The sequence below is a fragment of the Pseudarthrobacter sp. C4D7 genome (assembly GCF_013359725.1).
Lineage (GTDB): Bacteria > Actinomycetota > Actinomycetes > Actinomycetales > Micrococcaceae > Arthrobacter.
Window position 1 is genome coordinate 19,198 of the sequence record NZ_JABFMW010000025.1, and the last position, 13,441, is coordinate 32,638.

Below are 13,441 nucleotides of genomic sequence, written 5' to 3' on the forward strand. Positions count from 1 at the left end.
TTGTTTTCCTGCCGCAAAAGGACTATTTAGAACGTTGTAGAAGGGTGCGGGGCCTGCCGCAGCCGGCGCAGGCCATGCTGCGGGCCCTGCGCCAGGCCCCGCATCCTGCAGGCTGCGCCTAGCTGGGCTCCTCCGCCAGCTTCCGCTTGAGAATCTTTCCACTGGGTCCCAGGGGGAGTTCGGACAGGATTTTGACCACGCGCGGATACTTGTACGCCGCCAGCTGGGCGCTGGCGAAATCCATCAGCTCGGACTCGGTGACCGACGCCCCTGCGTCCAGGACGATGGCCGCCGCGATCTCCTGGCCGTGGACGTCGTGCGGGATGCCGTAGACGGCTGCGCTGACCACCGCAGGGTGGGTCAGCAGGACTTCCTCCACTTCCCGCGGGTACACGTTGTAGCCGTTGCGGATGATCATGTCCTTCTTGCGGTCCACGATGGTGAGATAGCCGTCGTCGTCCTTGGTGCCAAGGTCCCCGCTGCGAAACCAGCCGTCCACCACGGCCTCCGCGGTGGCTTCGGGCCGGTTGAGGTAGCCCTTCATCAGCAGGTGGCCGCGGATGACCAGCTCTCCGAGTTCCCCGTTGGGCAGCAGTTCGATCCGCTCCGTCACCTCGGGCCGGGCGATTTCAATATCCACGCCCCAGATCGGGACGCCGATGGTGCCTGGCCGGGGCTGCATACCCACGTGGTTGAAGGCCGCCACCGGCGATGTCTCGGTCAGGCCGTAGCCTTCATGGATTTCCACGCCGAAAACGTCGCGGAAACGGTCCATGACGGCCAAGGGAAGCGACGCCCCGCCGGAGATGCCGTACCGCAGTGCGGTGGGCCGGTCCGGCACGGTCTTGGCCGCTTCCAGGAGCGCCACGTACATGGTGGGCACGCCAAGGAAGATGTTCACGTCATGCTCCGCCAGCAGCTTCAAGGCATCCGGGCCGTTGAACCGGGGCATCAGGACAATGGTGGCACCGGCACGCAGCCCCGTGTTGAGCACCACCGTCTGGCCGAAGGTGTGGAACAGCGGAAGCCCCCCGAACAGTGTGTCGCCCGGCCGGAAGTCCATCACGCTGGTCAGCAGGACGGACGTCTGCTCCACCAGGGCAAAGTGGCTCCCCAGCGCGCCCTTCGGTTTGCCCGTGGTGCCCGAGGTGTAGAGGATGGTGGCCGTATCCGAAGGCCGGCACGGTTCGTACGTCCGGATCGGTTCCGCGGCGTCCGCCTCCGCTTCGAGCCGCGGGAACCCGCCGTCGTCGCCGGCCATGACGGTCAGCACATCAACTCCGCTGGCTGAAGCTCCGGCGGCGCCCTCGGCGAGCAGTGGAGCGGCGCACACCAGCAGCCTGGCGCCGCTGTCCTGCAGGACGTACTCGATTTCGCGGGCCTTGAGCAGGGCGTGCACCGGGACCACGATGGCGCCCAGCGACAGGATGGCGTAGTACACGCGGGCGAAGTCCGGGACGTTGGGGATCAGGACGGCGACGGCGTCTCCCGCACCAATGCCTCGGGCCCGCAGCGCCCCGGCGTAGGCGCGGGTTTGGTTCCAAAGGTCGGAGTAGCTGACCCGGTCCCCGCCCACCACCAGGGCGATGCTGTCCGGAGTCCTTTTGGCTGATTCAGCAAGGATCGCTGCCACGGAGATGGTGGCGAAGCCGTCGGCGGTGGAGGTGTTGGTCATGGCCTGCTTCTTTGGTGGGAGGGTTGCGCTGGTGGGTTGGTTACGCGGTGAGGATGAGGGCGTCGCCTTGGCCGCCGCCCCCGCAGAGGGCCACGACGCCGGTGCCGCCGCCGCGGCGTTTCAGCGCCAGCGCCTGGTGCAGCACCAGGCGTGCGCCCGAGGCGCCCACCGGGTGGCCCAGGGCGATGGCGCCACCTTCAGCGTTGACGGTTTCGGTGTCGATGCCCAGATCGTTGGCGGACTGGATGAGGACCGAGGCGAAGGCCTCGTTGATTTCCACCAGGTCCAGGTCCTGCGCGGAAAGCCCCTGGTCCTTAAGCGCGCGCTCAATGGCCCGGGCCGGCTGGGAGTGCAGGGATCCGTCGGGGCCCGCGGTCTGGCCGTGCGCGCCGATCTCGGCGATCCACTCCAGGCCTGCCGCTTCGGCGGCTGCCTTGCTGGCAATGACCAGGGCCGCGGCACCGTCGGAAAGGGGCGATGACGACCCGGCCGTGATGGTGGCGTTCTCTGCCTTGGAGAATGCCGGGCGGAGCTGGGCCAGGGATTCTGCGGTGGTGTCCGGACGGATGCCCTCGTCGTGCTCGATCTTTACGGCGGGTCCCTTGCGCTGCGGGACCTCGATTGGTGCGATCTCCTCCGCCATGGTCCCGGCGGCCCGGGCGGCCTCGGCGCGCTGGTGGGACCGGGCTGCCACAGCGTCCTGCTCCTCGCGCGTGATGCCCCGTTCGGCGTTGCCGGAGTCGGTGGCCTCACCCATGAGCTTCCCGCTTACCGGATCCTGCAGTCCGTCGTGGTTCAGCGAGTCCAGCATGGGGGCATCGCCGATGACGACGCCGGCGCGCAGGCCGGGGACCAGGTGCGGTGCGTTGGTCATTGATTCCTGGCCGGCGGCCACGATGAAGTCGGCTTCGCCGGTGCGGATAATTCGCGCGGCGTCAATCACTGCCGTGAGGCCGGACAGGCAGAGCTTGTTAATGGTGATGGTGGGGACGTCCCAGCCGATTCCGGCGGCCAGGCTTGCCTGGCGTGCGGGACCCTGGCCGGCTCCGGCCTGGATGACCTGGCCGACAATGACGGCGCCGATCTGCTCGGGAGCCACGCCGGTGCGTTCCAGCGCGGCACGGATGGCGTGGGCGCCCAGTTCGCTGGCGGAAAAGGGCGTGAGGCCGCCGCGGAACCTGCCGAACGGGGTGCGGGCGCCGCCCAGGATAACGGGGATGTTGGCGTTCTGGTTCAAGAACGGTCCTTTCAGAGGGGGTGACGGGTGGCGGCGCCGGGCGGCGGGCTCAGGCAAAGGCGGAGGTACCGGTGATGCCGCGGCCGATGATGAGGGCCTGCATGGTTTCGGTGCCTTCGTAGGTGTGGATGGCTTCGATGTCGGCAAGGTGCCTGGCGACACGGTTTTCCAGCAGGATGCCGTTGCCGCCCAGCAGGTCGCGGGCGTTGGACGCGATGCCACGTGCGGTCCGGGTGCAGGTGTACTTCACCAGCGAGGCCTGTTCGGGCGTGAGCATCCCGGCCTCGTCCAGGCGGGTCATCTGCACCACCATCAGCTGCATGGTGGCCAGTTCGCTGAGCATCCGGGCCAGCCGTTCCTGGACGATCTGGGAGGCGGCCAGCGGCCGGCCGAACTGCTTGCGCTGCTTGGCGTACTGGACGGCCGTTTCGTAGCAGGCGGTGGCATGGCCGACGGCGGACCAGGCCACGCCCAGCCGGGTCGCCAGCAGGACCCGGGCCGTGTCCTTGAACGTGCGTGCGCCCGGCAAAACGTTGTCTTCCGGGACGAAGACGTCCTCCAGACGGATATGTGCCTGCCAGATGGCGCGGAGGGCGAGCTTGCCTTCAATCTTCCGGGCGGTGTAGCCGGGGGAGTCCTGCGGGACAAGGTAGCCGTGGACCTGGCCGTCGTCGCCGCGGGCCCAGACAACCGTGACGCCACCCACGGACCCATTGCCGATCCACTTCTTTTCACCGTTAAGCAGGAAGCCGCCGTCCGTGCGGGTTGCTGTGGTTTCCAGGGCTACGGAGTCGGAGCCATGGGTGGGCTCGGTGAGGGCAAACGCGGCGTATTCCGTGCCTTTGGCGATTGTGGGCAGCCAGCGTTCCCGCTGTGCTGCCGAACCACAGTCCGCCACGGAGCGCAGGGCCAGGCCGCCCTGGACGGCGATCATGGTGGCCACGGAACCATCGCCCCGGCTGATCTCCATATTGACCAGCCCGGCGGCCATTTTGCTCATGGGCGCGAAGCCCTCCACGGTGATGCCGTCGCGGAGCAGGTCCAGTTCGCCCAGGCGGCGGAGGAGGTGCAGCGGGTACTCGCCGCGTTCCCAGTAGCCGTCAATGACAGGGAGGACCTCATCCTGGACAAAGGTGCGGGCGCGGTCCCAGTACACACGGTCCTCGTCGCTGACGCCGGCCAGGATCGACGCCGGGTCCGTCCCGAGGGCTTCGGTCAGCAGGTACTCCGGCTCAACGGTTCCGGAGGGGAAGCCTGTAGGGTCTCCGGTGCGGGCGGGCGCGGGACTGGGCGACGTCGTCGTCATGACTATGCATCCTTTGGATCAGCGGCGGCGGGGTGGCCGGGGCCATGTGGCATAAACCACACCGTCCAAGAATGCAGTGAAACCCAGTTCCACGTCAAGAAACTCGGTGCCAGGCGGGTGGGCGTGGCGCGGCGGCCTACGGAAGCGCGTCCCGCACTGCCCGGGCAATGGCGTCCTTGTCAGCGGGGCCGGGAAGGACGGTGACCACGACGGTCGGCGCAGCCGGGGCGGCAGCAGCCCCGGCGGGGGAGCCCAGGAGCGCTGGTCGGAACGTTTCGGCCAGCGACTGGAGTTCCGCGGCGAGGGCGGTGGCCCGGCGCTGATCGGCCGCGGAGGCGTCCCCGGCACCGGGTCCGGACCGCAGCCAGTCCCGCAGGAAGGCGTTGTGCACAGCCACCACGGCAGCCGCGAAAGCGACGGCCTTGTATTCGTGCGGGCCGTTCCGGGGCAGTTCGGCATTCAGGTAGTGCAGGAACGCCCGCTCGTACCGGTGCGAGGTCACCAGCTCCCGGTCCCGGAGCGCCGGGACCGCCTGCAGCAGGCCGTACCGGGCCCGTGAAGTTTCCGGGCTCCGCAGGTGGTGGTCGAAGACCAGGAGCGCCGCATCCGCCACGGCGGCCGGCGGCTCAAGCCTGGATGCGGCGAGCCGTTCGTTGACCTGGCGCAGGATCCGCTCGTGGTCGGCAAAGACGACGTCCTCCTTGGAACCGAACCTGCGGAAGAACGTGCTGCGGCTCATGCCCGAAGCTTCTGCGAGTTCCTCTACGGATGTTGCGTCGAAACCCTGCTCCGCCAGGAGCCTGATGGCAGCCGCCACCGGCACGTCGGCAGGATGGCCGTCGGCGGGACGGCTGGGAAGGGGCGAAGTCATGCGCCGAAATGTAGCACAGCAACTCCCGGTGCCTTCTTGTCGCGGCGGGGCGGCAGGAAGGCGCCGGGAGTGTCATTCGGCCCGGTTCAGGCCCCCTGCCGTGCCCAGCCGGTGAGCTTGTCGGAAAGCTGCATGTAGGACTCGTTGACCTGCTGCAGTTCCGGGTGGCTGTCGTACCACTCCACGATCTCCCTGGCACCGTCCGCGAACGGGATGGTGGCCGTGTAGTCCGGGATCAGGGACTTGATCTTGGTGTTGTCGAAGACCACGGAGTGGGACCGGTCGCCCAGGAGGTTGGAACCCAGCTCGGGGTCATGCGCGGCGATGGTTTCCGACGCCACATGCACCAGTTGGGGCTCCTTGACGCCTGCAGCCCGGGCGAAGAGCCGGTAGATCTGGTTCCAGGGCAGGTACTCGTCAGAGGTGATGGTGTAGCTCTCGCCGATTGCCTGCGGCCTGCCGAGCAACCCCACGAACGCCTTCGCGAAGTCCTTGCTGTGCGTCAGCGTCCACAGGGAGGTACCGTCGCCGTGCACCATGACCGGCAGCCCGCTGCGCATGCGGTGGATGTCTGTCCAGGCGCCCACCATGGCGATCTTGGTGCGGTCGTAGGTGTGCGAGGGGCGGATCACCGTCAGCGGGAAGTCGTCCTCCCGATAGGCCCGGAAGAGCAGTTCCTCGCAGGCGATCTTGTCCCGGGAGTACTGCCAGAACGGATTCTTCAACGGCGTGGACTCACGGATGGGCAGCCTGGTGGGCGGCTTCTGGTAGGCGGAGGCAGAGCTGATGAAGACGAACTGCCCGGTCCGCTCCCGGAACAACTCCATGCTGGCTTGCGCCTGGTCCGGCGTGTAGGAGATGAAGTCCGCGACGGCGTCGAACTCTCTCCCGCCCAGAACCTCCCGGACGGAGGCCGCGTCACGGATATCCGCGTGCAGCACTTCCGTTCCCTCCGGGATGGGCCTGCCTGACTGGCCCCGGTTCAGGATGGTCAGGCGGTGGCCCAGCGCGGCGGCGCGTTCCGCCGCCGCCGCGCTGATGACCCCGGTGCCGCCAATGAAAAGGATGCTCCGGGGTGCCACCGTGTCCGCCGGGATGGTGACTACCACGCGTAGTCTTCCGGTGCCGTGCGGTGTCCCGGGAAGATATCGTCCAGCCGCTTGAGCGCGTCGGCGTCGAGGGTGACGTCCAGGGCGCGGATGGCAGCGTCCAGTTGGTCCTGGGTCCTGGGTCCCACGATCGGGGCCGTCACGGCCGGCTGGTGAAGGAGCCAGGCCAGGGCGACGTCGCCGGGTTCGTGGCCCAGTTCGTCCGCGAAGTCCTCGTACTGGCGGATCTGCTCGTGGTGCTTCTGCAGCGTCTCCGCTGCCCGGCCCTCCATGCGGCGGACTCCCTGGCGTTCCTTCTTCAGCACGCCTCCCAGCAGGCCGCCCTGCAACGGAGACCAGGGAATGAGGCCCAGGCCGTACTGCTGCGCGGCTGGAATGACTTCCAGTTCCACCTGCCGCATGAACAGGTTGTAGATGGACTGTTCGCTGACCAGGCCGGTGTAGTTCCTGCGGTGGGCGGCTTCCTGGGCCTGGGCGATGTGCCAGCCGGCAAAGTTGCTGCTGCCCGAATACAGGATCTTTCCCTGCTGCACGGCTACGTCGATGGCCTGCCAGATCTCGTCCCACGGGGTGTCGCGGTCGATGTGGTGAAACTGGTACACATCGATGTAATCCGTCTGCAGGCGCTTGAGGCTGGCATCGAGTGCGCGGCGGATATTCAGTGCCGAGAGCTTGGACTCATTGGGCCGGTCCGTCATGGTGCCGTAAAGCTTGGTGGCCAGGACGGTGTGCTCCCGGCGCTCGCCGCCCTTGGCAAACCATCGCCCGATGATTTCCTCGGTCCAGCCGCGGTGCTCGGCCCCGCCGTACACGTTGGCGGTGTCAAAGAAATTGATGCCGGCTTCGTGGGCGGAGTCCATGATGCTGTGGGCGTCCGCCTCCTCCGTCTGCGGCCCGAAGTTCATTGTGCCCAGGCAAAGGCGGGAGACTTTCAGGCCGGAGCGGCCCAGATGTGTGTACTGCATGGAAATTCCTTTCAGTGGCAAATCGCTGCGGCCCTTGGCGGGCGGGTGCGCTGGAACCTACATCTGGGTGAAGGATGCGACGGCGGGATCGGAGCCGATGCGCGCCCCGGACTCCAGTGCGGTGATGGCGGACAGTTCGTCGTCGGACAGCGTCAGCGAGGACGCCGCGAAGTTCTCCCTGATCCGGCCGGGGTTCGCGGACTTCGGGATGACGATGTTTCCGTTCGCGAGGTGCCAGGCGAGCACCACCTGTGCGGTGGTGGCGCCGTGCGAGTCGGCGATGGACGTGACGGCGTTCCCATTGAGGTCCCCGCCCTGTCCGAGCGGGCTGTAGGCCTCCACCGCGATGCCGTGCCGGCGGCACTTGGCGGCAAGATCTGCCTGCTGGTAGCTGGGATGAAGCTCGATCTGGTTGACGGCCGGCACCGTTTCCGCGGATTCCAGCAGGGTGTCAAGGTGGTCGGAGAGGAAGTTGGAAACACCGATGGCGCGGATTTCCTTGTTCTCGTACAACCGCTCCATTTCCTTCCACGCCTGGACGAAAAGTCCCTGCGACGGGACCGGCCAGTGGATGAGGTAAAGGTCAATAAAGTCCAGGCCCAGCGCCTTGCGGCTGTTCTGGAACGCTTCCTGTGCCCGCCCCTGCTCTCCGTTGCGGAGCTTGGTTGTCACGAAGATTTCCCCGCGGGGGATCCCGGTGGCCGCCAGTGCGGCACCTACTCCTGCTTCATTGCGGTACGCGGCAGCGGTGTCGATGTGCCGGTATCCGGCTTCGAGGGCGTCCTCCACGGTCCGCTGCGTGTCCTCCGGCGGGACTTGGAAAACGCCGAAGCCAAGCTGCGGAATGGTGACGCCGTTGTTGAGTGTCAGCTCTGACATGGGTGTGCTCCTTGAACGTATGGTGCTGGGCAGTGATGCCGGCTGCTCGACAAGAGGAACGAGGGTGAGAAATCGGTTTCCACCGGCTCACTCCTGAGCCTATGCACTTTCGGCAGGCAAGTCAGCAGCCAAAGCTGATCCTGCTTTTCCTAGGACTGCCAGTCCTACCTTCGTTGTAGAGCGGGACGCCTGGCGCGGGCACAATGGTCTGCATGGGTCAAAGCGCCGAGTTCGGAAAATTCCTCAAAGCCATGCGTTCCCGGTTAAGTCCGGAAGTCGCCGGGGCGGGTCCCAGCACCGGCGCCCGCCGGGTTCCGGGCCTGCGGCGGGAGGAAGTGGCGCGGTTGGCCGGGGTCAGTACCGATTACTACGTGCGGCTGGAGCAGGGCCGCAACATCCATCCGTCACGTACGGTCCTGGACGCCGTGGCCAGGGCCCTTCGGCTGGACAGCAGCGAGCACGCGCACATGTTGGACCTGCTTGAGAACTGTGCGGGGGCGCCCCGTGAGCCAGGTGCCAACGCTGCCCAGGGTGTACGGCCGGCGCTGCGTCAGCTCCTGGAAGCCGTGGGCGAGGTGCCCGCCCTGGTGCTGGGGCGGCGCAACGACGTGCTTGCCGGAAACAGAATGGCCTTCCTGCTGTTCGCCGATTTCCCTGCGCTCCCGCCGGCCGAGCGGAACCTGACCCGCTGGACCATCCTCGACCCCGCCGCGCGGGAACTGTTCCGGGACTGGAAGACTGTGGCGGCGGAAGCGGCCGGCTCGCTCCGCCTGGATGTGGGGCGGCATCCCAATGATCCCCAAGCGAGCCACCTGGTGGGCGAACTGGCGGTCCATAGTGAACACTTCCGCCAGTGGTGGGCGGGGCACCGGGTTGCCACCCGGGCCGCCGGCACGGTCCGGCTGCACCATCCCTCGGTGGGGGACCTGGAACTGAACTTTGAAAACCTGGTCCTTCCAGAGGACCCCGACCAGACACTCCGGGTGTATTCGGCCCGGCCGGGATCGCCGTCGTCGGACGCGCTGGCGCTCCTGGGCAGTCTCGGGGCGGTGCGGGATCCCGGCGCGGTGCAGGATCCCGGCGGGGAGCGGAATTCCGCCGCCGCCGTTGCCGAGGGCGGGGACGCGGGCTGAGCAGTCCGCGCGGCCAATCTGCTGTACATTCGTCCAGCAGATTGTGGTGATTCTGGCCAGCCGTCCATTGGTGGCGGCTGTGGCGTTTCCTAGGCTGGGAGTACCAGTTCCCCTGCCCACTCCGCAACACCCCAGGATGGTCTCAACGATGAAACGCATCGCCCTGCTGAAGGAGCGCCAGGCGTCTGCCGGCTCTCCCGCCACCGCCACCGGCTCACACTGCCCGGCCTCAGGCCTGTGGAGCCCGGACCTCGACCCCCATACAGTCCTGTCCTTCTTTGAAGGCCATGTGTTCCCGGCATTCGATGGCGTTCCCACCGTCTGGCGGCGCCGCAGCCCGGGCACTGCCAACTGACTCCTGGCTTAATGCCGGCTGGCCCGCGGCCGGCACCGCGGGTGCGGTGCCGGCCGCGGGCCAGGCGCGTTTAAGGTCAGTGTTCTTCCAGGCGGAAACCAATCTTGATGGTGACCTGCCAGTCCGCGATTTTCCCGTCCTCCAGGTGTCCGCGGACCTCCTTGACTTCGAACCAGTCGAGGTTCCGTACGGTCTTGGCTGCCTGGGCAATCCCGTTGCGGACGGCGTCGTCCACACCCTGGGTGGAGGTGCCGACAATTTCAGAAATGCTGTACGTATGGTTGGACAACTTCGCTCCTCGTGATCGTCGATGCTCCCGGTTGCGGGCCGTTCCTGAAGCCTAGTGGGACGGCGGGAGCGTTGAACAGGGCCCCGCGGCTTTCGGGAGTTGTGTGCCGGGGAGCTACTTGGCGTCCAGGACCAGCTGCTTCAGGTCATCGAGCGTCTGCTGCATGTGCGCGTCCATGGCTTCCCGGGACCGGGTGGCATCACGGGATTCCAGGGCCTCGGCGATCTTCTGGTGATGGCCGATCGCGTGTTCCTGGATCGCGGGGACGGCTGACGTTTCGGTCCTGCGCTTTTCCAGGACCCGGTGCAGCGGTTCAAACAGGACCGACACGAAGACATTTCCCGAGGCGTGCAGGATGACGTCATGGAAGGCGAGGTCCGCTTCCACGAACGCGGCAACGTCGTTGATGCTGTGGGCGGCCTTCATTGCGGAAATGTAGTTGAAGAGGGCCGTGATGTCCTCTTCAACGATCCGTCCAGCGGCCAGTTCGCAGGCTCCTGTTTCCAGCATCCTGCGCAACTCGATGAGCTGGATGGAGGCGTCGGCGTCGTTCTTGCCCTCGGACGCGAAGCGGAGCACGGCTTCCAGCGACGCCCAGCGGCTTAGGGGGTTGACGAAGGTTCCCCGGCCGCGCTCCACGCTGAGGATGCGCTGGGCCTGCAGCGTCTTCATGGCCTCGCGCACCGTCATGCGGCTGACCTCGTGGCGGGCGCTCAGTTCATGCTCGCCGGGAACGGTGGAGCCGGGCGGAAACTCACCTTCGATGATGCGGTCCAGCAGCTCGTCGGCCACCACGCCCACCAGTGACTTCCTTGCCATGTTGCCCCCGATCACTCTTTCCGGCCGACGCCTGGCGGATATGTCAGACAAGTGTACTTGCGCGTCCGTATGCCGTGTGCCACACTAATTTTCAAATGCAAGATGTCAGACATCTTACAGTTACCTTTACATCAGGATCCGCCAGCCCGGATCGCTACACAATGGAGTGCACTGTGACGCTTGAAGCAGACGTTCTGGCCGCCTACCCGGCAGACCTCGAGATTCCGGCCAGCGTGGTTGCCCGCTCGCTGGCAGCTTCCAACGCGGCCGTTCCCCGCGTCCTGGTAGTGCTCGACGACGACCCCACCGGCACGCAGTCTGTGGCGGACCTGCCCGTGCTCACCCGCTGGGAAGTGGAAGATTTCACCTGGGCCTTCAGCCAGGGCAAGCCCGCCGTGTACGTCCTGACCAACACCCGCAGCCTTGACCCCGCCGAGGCGGCAGCCCGCAACGAGGAAGTGGTCCGCAACGCACTGGCGGCGGCAGGATCTGCGGATTCCGCTGGTTCCGGCCTTCGGCTCGGCTTCGTCAGCCGGAGCGACTCCACCCTCCGCGGCCACTTCCCCCTGGAACCGGACGTCATCGCCGCCACGGTGAAGGAAGCCAGCGGCGAGAAGACCGACGGCGTTGTCCTGGTGCCCGCGTTCCCGGACGCCGGCCGGCTCACGATCGGCGGTGTCCACTACATGCGCGGGGCTGAAGGCACCCTGGTCCCCGTGTCCGATACCGAGTTCGCCAAGGATGCTTCCTTCGGCTTCAGCACATCCGTCATGGCCGACTACATCGCAGAGAAGTCGCACGGCAGGTACCCGGCCGATTCCGTGATCGTCCTGGACCTGGACATCATCCGTGCCGGGTCCGCCGCCCAGGATCCAGCCATCTCCGCCAAAGCGATCGCGGACGCCATTGAACCGGCCACCGATTCCACCCCGATCGTGGCGGACATCGTCACCGAAAACGACTTCTGCGCCCTGGCCCTGGGACTTGAGGAAGCCGAGCGCCGCGGCAAAAAGCTCCTGTACCGCGTGGGCCCGCCGTTCGTCCGCGGCCGCATCGGCCAGGAAATCCGCACCGCGCTGACCTCCGAAGAGGCCTACGAAGGCAACACGCCGTCGGAAGCTGGGGGCCTGATCGTGGTGGGCTCGCACGTCGGCGTCACCACGCGCCAGCTCAACGTCCTCACCGCGGAGCACAGCTCCGCGCGCATTATCGAGATCGACGTCGAGAAGTTCCTCGGCGACGAGAATGAGGCCAAGGCGCACCTGGACCAGACAGTTGCCGCCGTCGTCGAGGCCCTGCACGCCGGCGACGTCATCGTCCACACCAGCCGCCTCCTCATCAAGACCGACGACCCCGCCGAAAGCCTCCGGATTGCCCGGACCGTTTCCGCCGCCGTCGTCGCTGTGGTCAACCGGACCCTGAAGACCTTCCCGCCCCGGTTCGTCATCGCCAAGGGCGGCATCACCTCCTCGGATGTGGCAGCCCACGGCCTGGAAATCCGCCACGCCATTGTCCGCGGCCCCATGCTCCCGGGCATCGTTTCGCTCTGGGAACCGGTGGACGGTCCCGCCAAGGGCATCCCGTACATCGTCTTCGCCGGCAACGTGGGCGACGACGACTCCCTGGCCCAGGTCACCCGCAAGCTCAGCACCACTTTCTAAGCCCCACCGGCTCCCAACCCTCGCAAGCTCGGGCCGGGGCCCTCGCCGGCGTGGGCCCACCCACCGGCTCCCCACAACACCCCAAACATTCAACGGAGAAACACCATGACCAGCAACTACACCGTCACCGTCCTGGGCCTGGGTGCCATGGGACTGCCCATGGCCACCCGCCTGGCCTCGCAGCTGACCGTGCACGGCTTCGACATCGCCGAGCCCCGCCTGGAGCTCGCCCGGGACGCCGGCATTGCCACCTTCGGCACCGCCCGTGAAGCCGCCAAGGGTGCCGACGCGGTGCTCCTGGCCGTCCGCAACGGCGAACAGCTCAATGACGTACTCTTCGGCGAGAACGGCGTGGCCTCCGTCCTGGAGCCCGGCGCCGTCGTCATCCTCGGCAGCACCGTGGGCACCGATGCCATCCCCGCCACGGTGGCCAAGCTGGCCGAATACGGCGTGGACCTTGTGGACGCCCCCCTCTCCGGCGGCCCCAAGCGCGCCGGCGAAGGCGACCTCCTGATCGTCGTCGGCGCATCCCCCGAAGCCCGTGAAAAGGCGGCTCCCGCCCTGGACCTGCTCGCCTCCACCCTCACCGTGGTGGGCGACAATCCCGGCGACGGCCAGGCCCTGAAGACCGTCAACCAGCTCCTTTGCGGTGTCCACATTGCCGCCGCCGCCGAGGCCCTGGCCCTGGCCGACGCCCTTGGCCTGGACCAGGCCAAGACCCTTGCCGCCCTCGAGGCAGGCGCGGCAGGTTCCTTCATGCTTTCCAACCGTGGGCCCCGCATCCTGGAGGCCTACAACGAGGAAGGCGCCGAGGTCCTCTCCCGCCTGGACATCTTCGTCAAGGACATGGGCATCGTGGGCAAGGCCACCCGCGCCGCCGGCTTGGCCGCCCCCGTTGCCGCCGCCGCCGAGCAGCTCTACCTCCTGGGCCAGGCCCAGGGCCTCGCCGCCGCTGATGACTCCGCCGTCATCAAGGTGGTCGCGCCCGCCAAGCGCACCAAATAGGCGTCTTCCCCCACAAACGGTACGACGACGGCGGTCCCCCCTCCGCCGTCGTCGTACCTCCCCGTGTTGCCGGCCCAGTCCCGCAACGCCCCTCCCCACCCATTCCCTGATGCCGTCCTGCCCCGGGACCGGCACGT

13 protein-coding genes are annotated in these 13,441 nt (G+C 67.2%); 4 read left to right on the forward strand and 9 right to left on the reverse strand.

The annotated features are described in order from the left end of the window. Positions 1-118: 118 nt before the first annotated feature. The 7 genes from HNO81_RS15645 to HNO81_RS15675 form a co-directional block, all read right to left on the reverse strand. Positions 119-1,675: a long-chain fatty acid--CoA ligase gene (locus HNO81_RS15645; RefSeq protein WP_175319031.1), complete on the reverse strand. Its 1,557-nt coding sequence runs from the start codon at positions 1,673-1,675 to the stop codon at positions 119-121. A 40-nt stretch (positions 1,676-1,715) separates the two neighbouring features. After that, positions 1,716-2,912, reverse strand: coding sequence for an acetyl-CoA C-acetyltransferase (locus tag HNO81_RS15650; protein WP_175319032.1), 1,197 nt, complete (start codon positions 2,910-2,912; stop codon positions 1,716-1,718). 49 nt (positions 2,913-2,961) lie between these two features. Further along, positions 2,962-4,218 (reverse strand): acyl-CoA dehydrogenase family protein, encoded by a 1,257-nt coding sequence (locus HNO81_RS15655; protein ID WP_175319033.1) that lies wholly within the window; start codon positions 4,216-4,218, stop codon positions 2,962-2,964. A 136-nt stretch (positions 4,219-4,354) separates the two neighbouring features. Next, entirely contained in the window at positions 4,355-5,089 is a 735-nt protein-coding gene (locus tag HNO81_RS15660; RefSeq protein ID WP_175319034.1) for a TetR/AcrR family transcriptional regulator, read from the reverse strand. A gap of 86 nt (positions 5,090-5,175) precedes the next feature. Beyond that, on the reverse strand, positions 5,176-6,198 hold the full coding sequence (locus HNO81_RS15665; RefSeq protein ID WP_175319035.1) for an NAD-dependent epimerase/dehydratase family protein: 1,023 nt from the start codon (positions 6,196-6,198) through the stop codon (positions 5,176-5,178). After that, on the reverse strand, positions 6,192-7,163 hold the full coding sequence (locus tag HNO81_RS15670; protein ID WP_175319036.1) for an aldo/keto reductase: 972 nt from the start codon (positions 7,161-7,163) through the stop codon (positions 6,192-6,194). Before HNO81_RS15670 ends, HNO81_RS15665 begins: the two co-directional genes overlap by 7 nt. Positions 7,164-7,220: 57 nt before the next feature. Beyond that, positions 7,221-8,042: an aldo/keto reductase gene (locus tag HNO81_RS15675; RefSeq protein WP_175319037.1), complete on the reverse strand. Its 822-nt coding sequence runs from the start codon at positions 8,040-8,042 to the stop codon at positions 7,221-7,223. 212 nt (positions 8,043-8,254) lie between these two features. Between HNO81_RS15675 and HNO81_RS15680 the strand changes: the two genes are divergently transcribed. Continuing rightward, on the forward strand, positions 8,255-9,175 hold the full coding sequence (locus HNO81_RS15680; protein ID WP_175319038.1) for a helix-turn-helix domain-containing protein: 921 nt from the start codon (positions 8,255-8,257) through the stop codon (positions 9,173-9,175). A gap of 148 nt (positions 9,176-9,323) precedes the next feature. Further along, positions 9,324-9,530 (forward strand): hypothetical protein, encoded by a 207-nt coding sequence (locus HNO81_RS15685; protein WP_175319039.1) that lies wholly within the window; start codon positions 9,324-9,326, stop codon positions 9,528-9,530. A gap of 76 nt (positions 9,531-9,606) precedes the next feature. On the opposite strand, the gene HNO81_RS15690 is transcribed toward HNO81_RS15685, so the two are convergent. Beyond that, positions 9,607-9,819, reverse strand: coding sequence for a dodecin (locus tag HNO81_RS15690; RefSeq protein WP_175319040.1), 213 nt, complete (start codon positions 9,817-9,819; stop codon positions 9,607-9,609). Positions 9,820-9,933: 114 nt separating this feature from the next. After that, entirely contained in the window at positions 9,934-10,638 is a 705-nt protein-coding gene (locus HNO81_RS15695) for a FadR/GntR family transcriptional regulator (protein WP_175319041.1), read from the reverse strand. Positions 10,639-10,811: 173 nt separating this feature from the next. Between HNO81_RS15695 and HNO81_RS15700 the strand changes: the two genes are divergently transcribed. Both HNO81_RS15700 and HNO81_RS15705 read left to right on the forward strand, forming a co-directional pair. Continuing rightward, positions 10,812-12,299, forward strand: a complete 1,488-nt coding sequence (locus tag HNO81_RS15700; protein WP_175319042.1) for a four-carbon acid sugar kinase family protein — start codon at positions 10,812-10,814, stop codon at positions 12,297-12,299. 105 nt (positions 12,300-12,404) lie between these two features. After that, entirely contained in the window at positions 12,405-13,304 is a 900-nt protein-coding gene (locus tag HNO81_RS15705; protein WP_175319043.1) for an NAD(P)-dependent oxidoreductase, read from the forward strand. Positions 13,305-13,441: the final 137 nt, after the last annotated feature.